The sequence below is a fragment of the Pseudovibrio exalbescens DSM 16456 genome (assembly GCF_000422785.1).
GTDB classification, from domain to species: domain Bacteria; phylum Pseudomonadota; class Alphaproteobacteria; order Rhizobiales; family Stappiaceae; genus Pseudovibrio; species Pseudovibrio exalbescens.
In genome coordinates this window covers 242,746-257,802 of sequence record NZ_AUGS01000005.1, presented here as the reverse complement: position 1 = coordinate 257,802, position 15,057 = coordinate 242,746, and the positions used below count along the sequence as shown (strand labels likewise).

Genomic DNA, 15,057 nt, shown 5'->3' with positions numbered 1-15,057 from the left:
GCCAACTTGTTTCTCACACCCAAGGTTCAGTCACGTGTCCTCACCAGCCAGCCAGAATCCCCTGATCTATCCTCTGTTGTTCATCATGCCGGTATTCATGAGCTCGAACATCATCATTGGGCGCTATGCCATCGAGCAGACCGAGCCTTGGACACTCGCCTTCTTGAGATGGCTACTGGCATTCATCATTTTGCTGCCGTTTGCGCATAAGCAGGCATCGGCAGCCATGCCCATCATTCGAGCAAATCTGAAACTGCTTCTCGTCATGGCATTTCTGGGCATGTGGATCTGTGGCGCTCTGGTCTATCTTGCGCTCAAATACACCAGTGCAACACATGGCACGCTGATTTACTCTGCGGCACCGATTGTGATCATGGTTCTGGAATGGCTTTTTCGAGGACGCCGCATATCCCCCCGCGAAGCCGTGGGCATCATTCTGGCTGTTACTGGTGTTGCCATTATCGTTACCAAAGGTTCATTGGCGAACCTTCTTACGCTGCAATTCAACTGGGGTGACCTGATTTTCGCCCTCTGCATGATTAGCTGGGCAACCTATTCCGTTCTCATTCGCCAGAAAGCCCTGCAAGACATCCCCGTCATGATGTTGTTTGCAACTCTGGCGGGGTTGGGCGCCCTTCTGCTGTTTCCGTTTTCGATAATGGAAATGATTTTCGTTGCGCCCTTGCCAACAAGCATGCCGGCATGGCTCTCGATAGCTGGTGTCGCTATCGTCGCCTCGGTTTTGGCGTTTTCAACTTATCAATACGGAATCAAGATGGTTGGCGCGTCAATCGCGGGATTGTTTATGTATCTGCTCCCACCCTATGGTGTTTTCATGGCGGTTGTTTTTCTGGGAGAAGAACTTCGTGCCTACCATTTCATGGGTTTTATCCCAATCATGGCAGGGTTGATCCTAGCAACCCTGCCCGTTGCGGCACTTAGAAGGTTAGGCAACTCACAGGCCCAATGCCTCACCCGATCGTGCCCAACACCGGAAAGGTTTCCAACAGCCAGAACGAAAACGCCTGCATATAACCGGTCCAGAACCCGATACCGGTCAAAACCAACAGACCGCCCATGACGCGTTCGACAGTTTGCATGTGGTGGCGAAAGCCTTTCATGAACTCCATGAAGGGTCCAGCAAACGCAGCGGCGATCAAAAATGGCACGCCAATTCCCAGAGCATAAGATGCCAGAAGCACAATTCCATTGCCAACAGATGCCTCAGTCCCTGCGATCAGCAGAATCGAAGCAAGCACGGGCCCGATACAGGGCGTCCAGCCAAAACCAAATGCCAACCCCATGAAATAGGCCCCCAGGAACCCGGCGGGTGAACTCGTGACCTGAACTCGGGCTTCACGATAGAGCACGCCAATGCGAAACACGCCCAGAAAGTGCAGGCCCATCAGGATGATCAATCCACCCGCTACGTAACCCAATATCTGTGAATGCTGTAGGAAAAACTGCCCAAGAAACGACGCGCTCGCGCCCAGTAGCACAAACACGGTCGAGAAACCCGCGACAAAAAACAAGGCAGCAAAAATGACCTTGTTTCGGCGTGCCGCCTCCTGTTCGTCTTGAGTGAGTTCATCCAGCGACATGCCCGCAATGTACCCCAGATAGGGTGGCACCAGAGGAAGCACACATGGAGAGACGAAAGATAATATACCCGCAAAAAAAGCCCCGAAAATCGTCACTTGTTCCAGCATGAACCGGTCCTGATAGTCTTAATGAAAACCCGCCCAGAAACCTGAGCGGGCCTGAAAGCCCGCAAAATGGCTGGGAAGCGTCGAACGCTTCCGCAACCGCTAGGGCTTCTGTGTAACGGGAATCGAGATCGCTTGCAGACAAATCCCTGTGATCACTCGTCGCCGCGAACGACCATCACAGACTGGTTGGCGTGTCGAACGACCCGCGCCGCATTGGGGCCAAGCAGATAATCTCGCAACTCCGGTCGATGGGACGCCAACACGATCAGATCTGTGCCCAGCTTGTCCGCGGCCTTGTTGATTTCCTCATAAATCGTTCCGTGAGCAATATGCCCCTTCACCTTGAGGGTATCATCCGGCAACTCCCGATCCAGCAATTCTTCCAGAGCAACCTTGGCTGCCTCCAAGGCATCATGCTCAAACTCTTTCTTGAAATAACCGCCCACAATGGCCTTACCAAAATCCGGCATGACGGAAACCACATGCAGCTCAGCATTGTAGTGCTTGGCAAGATCCACTGCGATGGGGAGCGACTTCTTCCAGGAGCTTTCCTCGTTCAAGTCAACCGGAAGCAAGATATTTGAGTACATGACCCTATCCATTCGTTTCTGTTAAAACGCGGGCTGCGTTTGACGACGCCGCTGCGAAACCAGAACCAAACCCAACAACAACAATCCGGGAATGTAGAAAACTTCTTTTGGCATACGTTCAGCCTCCACTTGCGCGGAAACCAAAGTAACGGGATCGTCGCCATAGAAGTCGAACTTCTGTAGCTGTTGGGCAAAAGGCGTTCCAGGGAACGGCTCATCCATGAGAAGCTTGCCATCTTCTTCAAAGATCGTCAGCCCCTCATCATCAAGACGCGCCAGTCCATCCACGGGACTGTCTTCCGGCACGGTAAATGGAACGGTAAGAGTGATGATGTCATCGGGGTTATCAAAGTCCGGTCCAGCAAGGTTCAACCGGACTTCGGTACCGATTGCAGCGCGCCCAATCTTCTCGATTACTGGCGGGCCGGCAGTGGTAATGTAGCGGTCTTGCACCTGATCGAGCCAAAAACCCGGACGGAATAGCGTAAATGCAACTACGATCAAAACCACTGTTTCCCAAATCCGGGAACGGGCCAGCAGATATCCCTGCATTGCCGCTGCAAACAACATCATGGCGATTGTTGCCGTGATGAAAACGAAAATCGCTTGCAGTGGGCCGACATCAATCAACAGAAGATCGGTATTGAAGATAAACAGGAACGGCAGCAGTGCGGTGCGTATCGAATAAAAGAACCCCTGTACACCCGTGCGAATGGGGTCACCCTGACTGATTGCGCCTGCTGCAAAGGCCGCAAGTCCCACAGGCGGAGTCACATCCGCCAAAATTCCGAAATAGAACACGAAGAAGTGGACCGCAATAAGAGGCACGAGGAAGCCAGTCTGCGCACCCAGTTCAACAATTACAGGCGCCATCAAGGACGAGACCACCAGATAGTTGGCCGTTGTTGGCAAGCCCATGCCCAAGATCAGGCTCATCACCGCCACAAGCAAGAGCATGGCCAGAAGGTTACCGCCTGAAAGGAATTCGACCAGTTCACCAATCATCTGGTGGGCACCTGTCAGAGATACGGTTCCAACGATAACACCTGCGGCAGCCGTTGCTACGGCGATACCGATCATGTTGCGCGCGCCGCCAATCATGCCATCAACAAAATCACCGATGCCCTGCTTGACCTCGGAGCGCCAGTTTGTGTTGCGAAACAACGCCTTGAGCGGCCGATGCGTAAGCACGATGAAAATCATGGCAACGGTCGCGTAGAAGGCGGAAAGGGACGGCGAAAACCGTTCGATCAGGATACACCAGATCAAAATCACGATCGGCAGAATGAAGTAATAACCGGTGCGCCCCACATCACCCGCACGCGGAAGCTCCTTGATCGGCGCGTTGGGGTCATCCACTTCCAGATCGGGCAGCTTGGCCGCAACGCGGATCAAGAACAGATAGGCAACAAGAAAAATCAGTAGCACAGTTGAGAACGTCAGTTCCGGGAATAACTGTTTTACAAGCCCCAGACCATAGTAGACAGCCATGCCAAGAACCGAAATCCCGATAAACCCGGTCAGCACGCCGATCAAACGGCGCATGGCCGTTAAGTGCATTGGAGGCTTCGGCAGCCCGCGCAGGTTCATCTTCAGCGCTTCTAGATGGACGATATAAATCAACGCAATGTATGAGATGACCGCAGGCACAAAGGCGTGTTTGACCACCTCGTGGTAACCAACGCCCGTGAATTCGGCGATCAGAAACGCTGCGGCGCCCATCACCGGCGGCATGAGCTGTCCATTCACCGAAGAAGCAACTTCAACCGCACCGGCCTTTTCTGCCGGAAAGCCTGTGCGTTTCATCAACGGAATCGTGAAGGTCCCTGTTGTAACCACATTTGCAATTGAAGAGCCCGAGTAAAGTCCGCTCATCGCAGAGGCTACAACCGCCGCTTTGGCCGGGCCGCCGCGAAGATGTCCGAGCAACGCAAATGCAACCTTGATGAAATAGTTGCCCGCACCAGCCTTTTCCAACAGCGAGCCAAACAGCACGAACAGGAAGATCATTGATGCTGAAACGCCTGCGGCGACCCCAAACACACCTTCAAGCTGCATCCAATAATGCCACATGGCCTTCCCGTAGGAAGCACCGCGCCACTGAATAGCTTCGGGAATGAACGGTTGATTGCCAAAAAACACATAGAACAGAAATACGCTGGCAACGATAACGAGCGCCAACCCCAGGCTGCGATACACCGCAATGCCTGTCACAACCATACCGATGGTTGAAACGATCAAGTCCATCGTTGTCGGCTGGCCAGCGCGCATAGCTATGCCGTCTTTCATGACGACCAAGTATAAACAGGCAAATACCCCAAGCGCGGCAAGCAGCCAATCATACCACGGGATCCGCGTACGCGGGCTGCGCGAAAACAATGGATAAGCAAAAGCAGCGAGAGCCAAACCGAAAGCAACGTGAATGAAACGCACTTCCGAGTTATTGAAGATCAGATTGATGCCCGCCACATCCACGAGCCAGAACGGCAAGCTTGAGGCAACATAAAGCTGAAATGCTGACCAGGTAAACGCGACTATGGCAACGAACTTGCCAACGTTTCCAGTGAGCATCCGCGCGCCGGTATCGGTCTGCGCCACTAGCTCCTGAGCGTCTACCTGCGCCTTATGCCGCTCTATACTCATGGTCTACTCCCCACACAATCAAATCGGGTATTTTTTGATTAATTCTTGAAAGACATGAATAGGTAGACGGGGCGACTGAGCCGCCCCGTCCATAAGGGTGCCTTAAACTGGAATTACATCCAGCCCTGCTCTTCGTAGTACTTTACAGCACCTGGATGCAGCGGCGCAGTCAAGGAATCCTTGATCATTTCTTCTTGCTTCAAGTTCGCAAAAGCAGGATGCAACTTCTTGAAGTCATCGAAGTTATCGAAAACAGCCTTTACAACAATGTAGACAACCTCTTCCGGTACATCTGCAGAGGTCACGAATGTGGCACCCACACCAAAGGTGTTGATGTCTTCTTCGTTGTTGTACATGCCAGCAGGAATAGTGGCCTTACGGAAGTAGGAGTATTTGTCGACCAGTTCGTCGACCTTCTCACCTTCGATATCGACCAGCTGCGCATCACAGGTAGAGACGGTTTCCTGAGTAGAAGCAGACGGATGACCGACGAGCCACATGTATGCGTCGATCTTGCCATCGCAAAGTGCCGGCCCGGCTTCCGCTGATTTCAATTCCGTGGCAAGTGCCAGAGCTGCGGTGTCAACAACACCTTCCTCGTCCATCAACTGCCAAGTAGCGTACTGACCAGAACCAGGATTACCAATATTGACTTTTTTACCAGCAAAGTCTGCCAAGCCGTTGATGCCTGAGTCAGCCTTGGCCAGTACGGTCAGAGGCTCGGGATGCACCGAGAAAACCGCGCGCAGGTTTTCGAAAGGTTTTCCGTCCCACTGGGCACGTCCCTCATATGCATTGGCCTGCACATCAGACTGTGCAACGCCGAATTCCAGCTCGCCATTCTGGATTGTGTTTACATTGTAAACCGATCCACCTGTCGATTCAGCGGAGCAGCGAATGCCGTGATCCCGACGATCCTTGTTGACCAGTCGGCAGATAGCACCGCCGGTAGGATAATAAACGCCGGTCACACCGCCGGTGCCGATGGAGATGAATTGCTGTTCTGCAACTGCAGCTCCGGACATGCCACCCATGACGAGCGCAGCGCTTAGTGCAACTGATTTGATCTTCATCGAATCCTCCAAGTTAAGTTTTTGTTTGGCCCTGTCCGCCCTGCGAACAGAAAATAAAGTTTGAGCGCTGAAAAGCGATCGAACATCCCCGGTAGTTTCAAGACCACCCTTGCTTTTACTTTGACCTCCCGACCGGATGTGCCGGAAGCTGAACTATGGCAACCAGTCGAGACTTGGTTGTCTTACGTAGGATACAACCCTTACACCCTACGATTAAAGAGAAAAATATCGCAGACAAAGACAAATCAATAAAAAACACGAATGAAGCACCCTATACTTCATGAAAAGCTAGGTTGTAAAGCCTCATGCAAAAGTCTAGCCCCCCATTGCAGAATTCTCTCCTGTCAAAAATAGAATGAATAGTACAATCAAACCAAGTTGAATTTAGGAACCAGAAAAACAACTCATGTAAAATCAAAACCTCCGATTTTCTTTACTTCTTACCTAGCGTAATTACCAAGCACCAACCGACTAAAAAGTCGTGCACAGCTAGTCCAACAACATTCTTTCTCTGAACAACCTCTCAGAATCGCCTGATAAATCCCGTTTTCGAAAATAGGTCTGAAGTAAGGGCGCAGTTTCGAAAGCGCTTGCAATGCAATGCGCGATCAGCGCCGTTTCAATGCTGACCAACAAACCAGGCGAAAGCGCAATGGTCTGTGGTACAGCCCATTGCGCACCATGCAACCTAAGCAATTACATTGGCTCAATCGAGGTTTGGTTTCAGAACCCACTATGAAACGCACATCAGGATTTAGGCACCAGAGCCGTGCTCTTTGAAAAGGCTCCTGTCGTCATTCAAGAAGGTTCGACCCCACAGCCTCTTAAAGCATCAAAAATACACTGGAAGGCATAGGCAAGACGGCGCGATCTCAACCACCCATCCTGACCTTTTGATTTGAAACAGGAAAAAGCGTGGTTCAACAAGTCCATCGCCTTTGCTCTCCCAGGCATGATCTTTAAACACCTAAGGTATTGGGGATTCATTCATCAAAGCGGATTGGTTTGCCTAGCCATTGCATAGATCAGCAAAGCGAACCGTCGCATACCGTTTTTGAAAGGCTCAGGTGCTCATTTCAGACCCAATGTGGAAAATCGAAAAAAGGGGTTGCGGCAAGAACCTGAAATCCTTAGAAGACCCCTCAACGGCAGCGGCGAAACGCCAAGCCGAGAGCCCGTAGCTCAGCTGGTAGAGCAACTGACTTTTAATCAGTAGGTCCACGGTTCGAACCCGTGCGGGCTCACCAAAAATCTCCCAGAGATTTCAATTGGTTAGCAAAATATCCCAAAAGAACACTACAAGAACATGAGACCTGTGAGACCCAAAAAAAGTCTCACGAAAGTCTCACGCGTTCTTGCCCCGTTCACGGTTGTGGATCACCCTCCTGCCTTTGAATAGCTTATCTCAATTATACTACTTCCCGTAAAAGCTCAGCGCTCAGATCGTTGAATACTCCAATCCATAGTTTTTGAAATACAACTTGATTGCCGAATTAGAACACCGCCAATCAGCCTATTCGCATTTCCTCGTGCGCCTCTCTTAACGGCGCGCCCGATAAACTTTAAGGTGCACCTCAGACTACAACAAACTGGGGGACCCAATGTTACTACTTAGCGCCGACGAAACTCGGGCCAACCTTCCCTACCCGGCTCTGGTTGAAGAACTGCGCCAGATGTTCAAGACGGGCTGCGAAATGCCTCTGCGCCATCATCATGATGTTGCTGTTCCGGGAGAACCTGATGCAACTCTTTTGCTAATGCCCGCGTGGCAACCTGGCGCCTATGTTGGAGTGAAGCTGGCGAGCGTGTTTCCAGGAAATTCTGAACGTGGCCTGCCTGCAATTTCTGCCAGTTATGTCTTGTCCAGTGGAAAGACCGGCGAAACACTGGCTCTCGTCGATGGGGGAGAATTAACCGCGCGACGCACTGCTGCAGCTTCCGCCTTGGCCGCCGACTATCTGGCACGAGCAGATTCCGAACACTTGGTTATGGTGGGAACTGGTCGTCTGTCTTTGAACCTCATCGCGGCGCACAAAGCGGTAAGGCCGATTAAATCGGTTGCTATTTGGGGGAGAAACCCAGAAAAAGCTGAGGCCATTGCCAAGCAAGCCGGTGAAAATTTCGGAATCAAAGCCTGGGCAACCACCGACTTGCAAAGCGCATGCGCCAAGGCAGACATTGTGTCAGCTGCAACGCTTTCTACTAGTGCGCTGATAAAAGGTGACTGGCTTCCCGAAGGCGTCCATGTTGATCTGGTTGGCGCGTTCAAGCCATCCATGCGGGAAACAGATGAAATCGTCATAATGAAGGGCTGCCTGTTTGCTGACACCCGTGAAGGTGCTCTCAAAGAAGGCGGTGATTATGCCATTCCACTTCAGGAGGGCACGATTACACCAGACGCCATTTTGGCTGATCTATACGATCTATGCCGAGGCACGCATGAAGGACGTCGCCAGGATAAGGAAATCACAGTTTTCAAATCCGTTGGTGCAGCTCTTGAAGATTTGGCTGGTGCCATACTGGCCTACAAAAATGCGGTGTCAAAAGCTTAGTCCAGCCAAGCCAACGTCGAAACGGGGATCATGCTTTCAAGCAGTGTCTCCGTTTCCGTTTCCAGCCGTGCGGAACGCCACCCGGACGGGAAAACACCGGCGATCCAGGCACGTTCATGCTCTAGAAGCGGTTTCAACTCCAACCGAAATTGCGAATCCATTTTTCCATCAATGACTTCGCCGTCTGTTTCCCCGACACGAGTAATCACCAAACGACCCGCGAGCCTGCGCTGATCTGGTCGCACACCATCATCAAGATGCAAAACGACCACCTCTTCGCTAAGGGCTTTCTCCGCAGGCCAATAACTCCCGCCAAAGGAAATTTCAATCATTGGTGCAGTGGGTATCGGATTAATGGTGACCTGATGTGGGAGGTCTCCTTCAGAACCAGACGGGGCAAACTGAACAATCCCATCAATTGGCGCAAGCAAAGTGAGAGATCGGGGTGGGCTGCGTTCATCAGGCTTTTTGGAGAGAGCCAACGTTAATGTATCCTGCCCGGAGGTTGGAAGCGCCCGCAGTTTCTCTATCAATGACCTGCGAAGCGTCTGCTCGACCCTCAAACGATCCCGTCTCACAGCCTCCCCACGAGTAATGGTTGAGCGCGCCAAATCTATACGGCGCTTAAGGCGTGCCATTTCAGTCTGCAAACCTGTCAGCACGGGCTGTGGCAACAACTGACGTTGCACCAGCGGCACTGTCCTTTTCCAGTTGGCTCTAACCTCAGCCAACTTTTTTGTTAGTCGCCCCAACTCCTCTTGAACGGGTTTATTGTCAAAGGCATCAACCTCTGGACTGTCGACGACCCGTTGCAATTGTTCGGCAAGCCCATCAAGCTTTTCGGAAAGTGCTGCAGGTATCGCCCCGTTTGCTCGGAGCACCCTCAGTTCCGCAAGCGCATTTTCCGTTTTTCCTTGCTCAAGCAACCATACGAGGCGTTCAATCGAAGGTGCCAGACCCCTTGGTCTGTTATCTGATAAAGAGCTTTTCGCTGAAGGAACGGGAACATCAAACACGTAACGCATAACGGGCGTACCGGTCGTCACTTGTGCTCCTGATTCAATCAGCAATTCGGTAACATTGGCACCGTCAGGAACCTGCACAGTTTGAGACACTTCGGAAACAACAAGACGCGCCTTTACGGAATATATTGAGGGCAATTGAAGTTTGTTTGCCCACAATACGGCATAACAAGCTGACGTGACTGAAACGAGAACCAGCAAAAATAAAGTAAATGCCTTGAACCATGAGTTCTTTCTCATTTCAAGTTGTTCTCGGTTCCTATACTTCCTCACAGATATTCATTTCCCATCAACATGTATTGCAGCTTTTGCCACCCCCTATTTGGAGGCGTCATACAGTCGGAATCAAACTACAGTAACTTGAAGGTACATCAGAACAAGAACGGTAAACGCCCGCGATAACTCACTGCGGAGAAATGCATGCCACCCACGCAAGATCATATGGCACTTCTGCCGGAGCGCATAACGCACCGCTCGGATCAAACAAGAATGACGGAGTCCCATGTCGGTATCATGTCATGGGCGATGGCAATCGAATGCGTGGGGCGGTATTTTGAACTGGAGGACGCATCAGATCGTTATGGGGCTTCAATGCCAGTAGCGGATGATGAAGAAATGACCACTCCACATGCGATTATCAGCCGAACAACCCAACACCTTGAAAAAATAGGCATCACCGCTTCAACCTCGGATCGACCTGTTGTTGATGCACCCGAAGCTGATTTCCCTCTGCTTCTGTGCTTGAGTGATGGCACAGCTCTATTTCTAGCGCAGAAAACCCCAGCAGGTTTTGAGGCATGGTGTAATGACCACGAAAAGGCGCTACTCAGACCTTCAGAGATCGAAGCACTGCCTCTGGTGCAGGCCTTTAGCCTCTCGCTACAAAAGTCCTCAGTACCGACAAGGTCCCTGCACTTACGCAGCTCAATGCAGTCTGAAGCGTTTTTGGAACCCCGGCACCTGCTTTATCCTGATCGAATACAATACCTTCTGATAGTGTGTAGTGCAGGCCTGCAGTTGCTCGCAGTTGGAACGGCAGCGTTCCTTCTGATTTTGATTGTAGACAGGTTCATTTTGCCTGACGCAGCAGGAAGTACAATCGCGTTTTCAAGTGCGGTGATCGCAATAGGTCTCGTCTTGGCGACCTCTAGACTATTGCAACGGGTACAAGTGGGCTGGCTTGCAAGCAGGTTTACCTCCTCCTTGACCGATTTACTTTTTGACAGCTTTCTGAAAACCCCTCTTGGAACGCGTCACTCCGCACTCAAGGACCTACCGAAAACCCTGACAGCATTAGACCGCTTGCGTCTCATAGCGAACACTGACGCGCTCCACGCCCTGCCAGATGCCCTCCTTGCAGTTGGATGCATCCTGTTTCTTTTCCTGATTGACAACCAACTAGCATGGCCCGCGTTTATTGGACTCGCTACTCTACACGTTACCTCCATAGCAATGTACTATCCGCTTAAAAAGGCGTCCGATGCGCTCATCGGCCAAATGGCTGCCGAAAACGGCCTTATGGAGGAGACGTTTTACGCACTCGAAACCATTCGCTTGAGCCAAAGCGAGGCGTTTGTTCAGGGGCTTTGGCACCAAACACGGAAAAAAGCGGCGAAAGCCCGCCTATGGTTTGGTGTGCTGTCCGAAACAATAACGACACTCAGTTTGGTTATTGGAATCGGTTCACTCATTTATCTTCTGTCAGCGGGCATTCCGCAGGTCATCAACCAGACACTCACCGTTGGGGAGTTCCTCAGCCTGTTTCTTTTATCCGGCGGCGGATTCATGTATGCGCACCGATTTGTTACTGCACAAAGCAATGCTCAACTGGTTTTTGCTGCAATTCGTAGATTACAGCCGCTCGTGCAGGCCAAACGGCACACCGCCGCATCGAGTTCAGACAATCAAACAGCGCTTGAAGGCCCTTATGACATTGAGATTGCCGAACTGACCTTTGCGTATTCATCACCCGGTCCCACCGTATTTGATGGACTGAACTTAACGATCAAGCAGGGTGAAAAAGTCGCTATTCTCGGCAAGATCGGTTCAGGAAAAACCTCTTTGGGACGCATTCTGGCCGCGGTTTACAAGGGAAGTCACGGCACCTATCACCTCGCCGGACATGACACAGCAATATTGTCTGGTGAACAGGTGCGCTCGGTTCTGAGGGTTGTTGGCCAGGACACCAGCCTGTTCAAGGGGACATTGCGCAGCAACGTCACAATGGGTCGTAAAGGCGTCGCTGATCAACGCCTTTTTGACGTTCTCAATATGACCGGTGCAGACGCTTTGTTGCATGGACATCCATTCGGCCTGGATCTGCCAATCGAAGACTTCGGCCGCAACTTGTCTTCTGGCCAACGTCAGGCAGTGGTCATGGCCCGGGCCCTTCTCGAACCACCGCAGATCTTGTTCTTGGACGAACCTACAGGCAACATGGACAGTCGAAGTGAAAAGAATTTTGTACGTCAGCTGCGAAATATCGTAGGACCCGACCAAACCCTGATCCTTACAACCCACCGCACCATGCCTCTGGCATTGGTGGACAGACTCATTATTTTGGGAGATGGCAAGGTTCTGGCAGACGGACCAAAAGAAAAAGTCATCGACTTGATTACAGGTTGAAATCAAATCAAAAGCTGGGCTCTTGAGAAAAAACGAGAAGCGGTCTGAGGCCATTTGAAACGTGTCATCGCAGTTATGCGTGACCAACCTCAGGCATATCACCTTGCATTTGGCTGCATCAGGGTTCGAAAGCACAAGCAACGGTTGACAGTTTCCACATCCCAAACGCCCTCCTTGCTGTAACCAATCGCAACGCCACACCAGTCACGCGTTGCTTGGGCCCAGATGAAATTTTGCTGAGTTCCCTGCCCCTGGTGTCCGTTCAATACAGTTTGGTTCGCTTCTTGAAAGATCTGGTTCAGTGTTTGCTCCCAATTGACGCTGGACGGATCCGGAATTGGTTGTTTGATGTTGGTACAAGGTCGATATTGGGGATTGGACGGTTGCACCTGCGGCATATCTGCGCTGTAACCTGTCATCGGCACCAAAATTGTGCCCACCAGCAAACCTGTTCGCCATGAAATCATTCGGCTCCCCTCTCATCTTGGTGCCACCTTACTTTCAGGGACGGGCGGTATACGGTGATCCACGCCGCCATTGCGCCGAAAGCCCCGGCAACGCGCTACCTGGTAATGTACGGCCAGTATCTTCATCGTCTCGTAGGCGCCGAAACCCACTGGCTGCTTGTGCCGGCGGTTGAATACCGAGCACATCCAGCATCCGCCCCATCGCGGCGAGCAAACGATACTCCGTAAAGAGATAGGCATACTCGGCAGAAATCTTGGCAACCTCAGATCGAAAAACTGTGTTCTGAGTATCCAGAACATCAAGTAAAGAGCGCTGCCCCACAGTGAACTGCTCCTCATACGAAACGAGTAGTTGCCGCGTTGTCTCAACCTGCCGGGTCAGCAATCCAATCTGTTTGTTGAGTTCATTGCGACGTATCCAGCTTTCTCGAGTTTCGCGAGCAACCTCACGGTAGGCCTGCTGCGACCGCATCCGTGCCTCACCCGCACGTTCTATCTCTTCAGCCCGCCGGTTTTTGGTGATGTTTCCATTAAAAAGGTTCCACCGCATGACAAGTGAAGCGCGTGCGTCAGCCTTGGTACCAACCTCCCCTTGAAGATTCTCTCCGAACCTGGAAGATACTTCCAGATCAACCGTCGGATAGTAATCGGCTTCTGCGATTTTTACCTGTGCATTGGCTGCATCAATATCTGCATTTCTAAGTGATATCAGAGGATTATTGGCACGAGCCTGTGCCAGAACCGCCTCATAACCGGAAGGAATACGCCGCCCTTGCGCCGGGATTCTCTGCGCTTTGCTTATGGGCTTTCCAACGATTTCAAGGAACAGCGCTTTGGATAGCTCTTGTTCTTCAACGGCTTCTTCCAATGCCAATTTGGCCGCCAATACCCGTTCGTTGGCCTGTTGAACATCGGCCACTGATACCGCCCCTCGGGATAAGCCCGCCCTCATGTCCGAAGCGATACGCAGATGATAGTTGATGTTCCGCCTAGCAGCATCCTGAACAGCCTGTAGCCGCGCAACATCCAGATACGACCGGACCGCTGAAAGACCGACAAACTCCGATCTCTCCCACACTCTGTAAGAGGTTGCGTCGAGGCGGGCCCGTTGGCGCTCAATCTCATAGGTCGTGGCGAAGCCGTCAAAGACTTTCTGTTGTCCACGCACACCAATCTCGTAGGGACCATAAAGGTACTTGTTGTCTTGTCGCGTTGAAGGTTCATCAAACCACTCAACACCTCCGCGAACCTCCAGATCGAGGCGCGGCAACCACTGGCCCTCAGCCTGCTTCAACTCAAACCCAATGGCATTGCGGTTAAAAATGGCTTCCCCGACCTCGGGATTGCTATAAACGCTGAGTGAAACAGCTTCCCGGAGCGACATCGCGTCTGCCGACACCCCGCAGCTAAGAAACACCCCGAGCGCAATTGCTCTCTGCCAATACTTCATATCGCAAACTGCCCTTTACGCAAAACAAACTGGGCGAATGCGTCATAAGTAAATTAGATTCGGAATACTGACATCACCGGCAAATAGCCATGAAAATTGTAACAATATACCTTTTCTGAAAGCACTTATATCTAGTGAAATTCATCAATGCCGCCACTATTCAATTCACGGATCAACCCTGCAAAACTAAGGTTTCGTTTAACCATGGCCATTAAGGTGTCCTTGTTCAAACAACCAACTAGGTTGAGTAGTGAGTCGAAGGTTGGGTATGGATCAAGCACATCAATTGCGCTCGAATGCACAATTCTGGCACGAGGCACCGGCGGAGAACGGTTCTGTTGGCGACGTTCAACCGATAGTATCAGCGGATCTTGATTGGATCACGGCTTGCTTGAATCGAACAAAAGCAACAAATGACGCGGTAACGCCAGCCTCGAAAAATCTAAGGCCACTTCAGTACGACCCTGATACATAAAGCCCTGCTACCGCGATGCTCGCGGTATGCCAGCGGGCGGCACAGGCTGTGGAATAGGTTGACGCCGTTTGAAGACAGGCAATCCCCAAAAGGGAGGTCGAACAATCGGCGGCGCAGTGACAACGGGGGGCGGCCCTCCCTCAAGGGGGGCGATGTAGTTGGAGTTCACCCACCCGGTGCGCCCTGCATATGAGACCTTACACCAAGCAGAGCAACCCGCTACTTCAAGAAAATGCCCATAGGGAATAACCAGAATGACAGGCGAAGAAGTGCCTGCTCCATATCGCAAATTCAGGTCCGCGGTAGTTGACGCAGGCCATGCTGCAACACCCTGCGGCCATGCAAACAACCAGATCCAGAGTCCTATGGAATATTTTAGCCTTCGCATCCACACCCCACCATTTTGGCGTAGTGTATCTGCGGCTCACGTCATCACCAGCCTCGAACTAAG

The 15,057-nt window shown here is 51.7% G+C and carries 11 protein-coding genes and 1 tRNA gene; 4 read left to right on the top strand and 8 right to left on the bottom strand.

From position 1 onward, the window contains the following. The first annotated feature begins 34 nt into the window (after positions 1–34). Positions 35–1,081: a DMT family transporter gene (locus G512_RS20190; RefSeq protein ID WP_073833242.1), complete on the top strand. Its 1,047-nt coding sequence runs from the start codon at positions 35–37 to the stop codon at positions 1,079–1,081. Here the strand turns inward: G512_RS20190 and G512_RS0106085 are convergent. The 4 genes from G512_RS0106085 to G512_RS0106070 all read right to left on the bottom strand — a co-directional run bounded on the left by G512_RS0106085 (position 972) and on the right by G512_RS0106070 (position 6,015). After that, positions 972–1,709: a cytochrome c biogenesis CcdA family protein gene (locus G512_RS0106085; protein WP_028480941.1), complete on the bottom strand. Its 738-nt coding sequence runs from the start codon at positions 1,707–1,709 to the stop codon at positions 972–974. The two genes, G512_RS20190 and G512_RS0106085, sit on opposite strands and share 110 nt — an antisense overlap. Positions 1,710–1,861: 152 nt before the next feature. Next, entirely contained in the window at positions 1,862–2,299 is a 438-nt protein-coding gene (locus tag G512_RS0106080) for a universal stress protein (RefSeq protein WP_028480940.1), read from the bottom strand. Between the two features lie 21 nt (positions 2,300–2,320). Further along, complete coding sequence (locus tag G512_RS0106075; protein ID WP_028480939.1) at positions 2,321–4,942, bottom strand: TRAP transporter permease; 2,622 nt, start codon at positions 4,940–4,942, stop codon at positions 2,321–2,323. Between the two features lie 113 nt (positions 4,943–5,055). Next, positions 5,056–6,015, bottom strand: coding sequence for a TAXI family TRAP transporter solute-binding subunit (locus G512_RS0106070; RefSeq protein ID WP_028480938.1), 960 nt, complete (start codon positions 6,013–6,015; stop codon positions 5,056–5,058). A gap of 1,171 nt (positions 6,016–7,186) precedes the next feature. On the opposite strand from G512_RS0106070, the gene G512_RS0106065 reads away from it, so the two are divergent. Beyond that, positions 7,187–7,262 (top strand) — tRNA-Lys (locus G512_RS0106065). A 354-nt stretch (positions 7,263–7,616) separates the two neighbouring features. Continuing rightward, positions 7,617–8,567: a bifunctional Delta(1)-pyrroline-2-carboxylate/Delta(1)-piperideine-2-carboxylate reductase gene (gene lhpI / locus G512_RS0106060; protein WP_028480937.1), complete on the top strand. Its 951-nt coding sequence runs from the start codon at positions 7,617–7,619 to the stop codon at positions 8,565–8,567. Here lhpI and G512_RS0106055 read toward each other — a convergent pair. Beyond that, a complete protein-coding gene (locus G512_RS0106055; RefSeq protein ID WP_028480936.1) occupies positions 8,564–9,829 on the bottom strand; it encodes a putative HlyD family type I secretion protein in 1,266 nt (421 codons plus the stop codon). The genes lhpI and G512_RS0106055 overlap by 4 nt on opposite strands. Before the next feature lie 180 nt (positions 9,830–10,009). Between G512_RS0106055 and G512_RS22035 the strand changes: the two genes are divergently transcribed. Further along, complete coding sequence (locus tag G512_RS22035; protein ID WP_081657381.1) at positions 10,010–12,214, top strand: ATP-binding cassette domain-containing protein; 2,205 nt, start codon at positions 10,010–10,012, stop codon at positions 12,212–12,214. A gap of 98 nt (positions 12,215–12,312) precedes the next feature. On the opposite strand, the gene G512_RS22030 is transcribed toward G512_RS22035, so the two are convergent. From G512_RS22030 to G512_RS23125, 3 genes are all read right to left on the bottom strand, one after another. Further along, complete coding sequence (locus G512_RS22030) at positions 12,313–12,681, bottom strand: hypothetical protein (protein WP_051269004.1); 369 nt, start codon at positions 12,679–12,681, stop codon at positions 12,313–12,315. Between the two features lie 34 nt (positions 12,682–12,715). Next, positions 12,716–14,131 carry a TolC family outer membrane protein gene (locus G512_RS0106040; RefSeq protein WP_028480934.1) on the bottom strand — a complete coding sequence of 472 codons (1,416 nt, stop codon included), beginning with the start codon at positions 14,129–14,131 and terminating at the stop codon, positions 12,716–12,718. 482 nt (positions 14,132–14,613) lie between these two features. Continuing rightward, on the bottom strand, positions 14,614–14,994 hold the full coding sequence (locus G512_RS23125) for an SH3 domain-containing protein (RefSeq protein ID WP_081657380.1): 381 nt from the start codon (positions 14,992–14,994) through the stop codon (positions 14,614–14,616). Positions 14,995–15,057 lie beyond the last annotated feature (63 nt).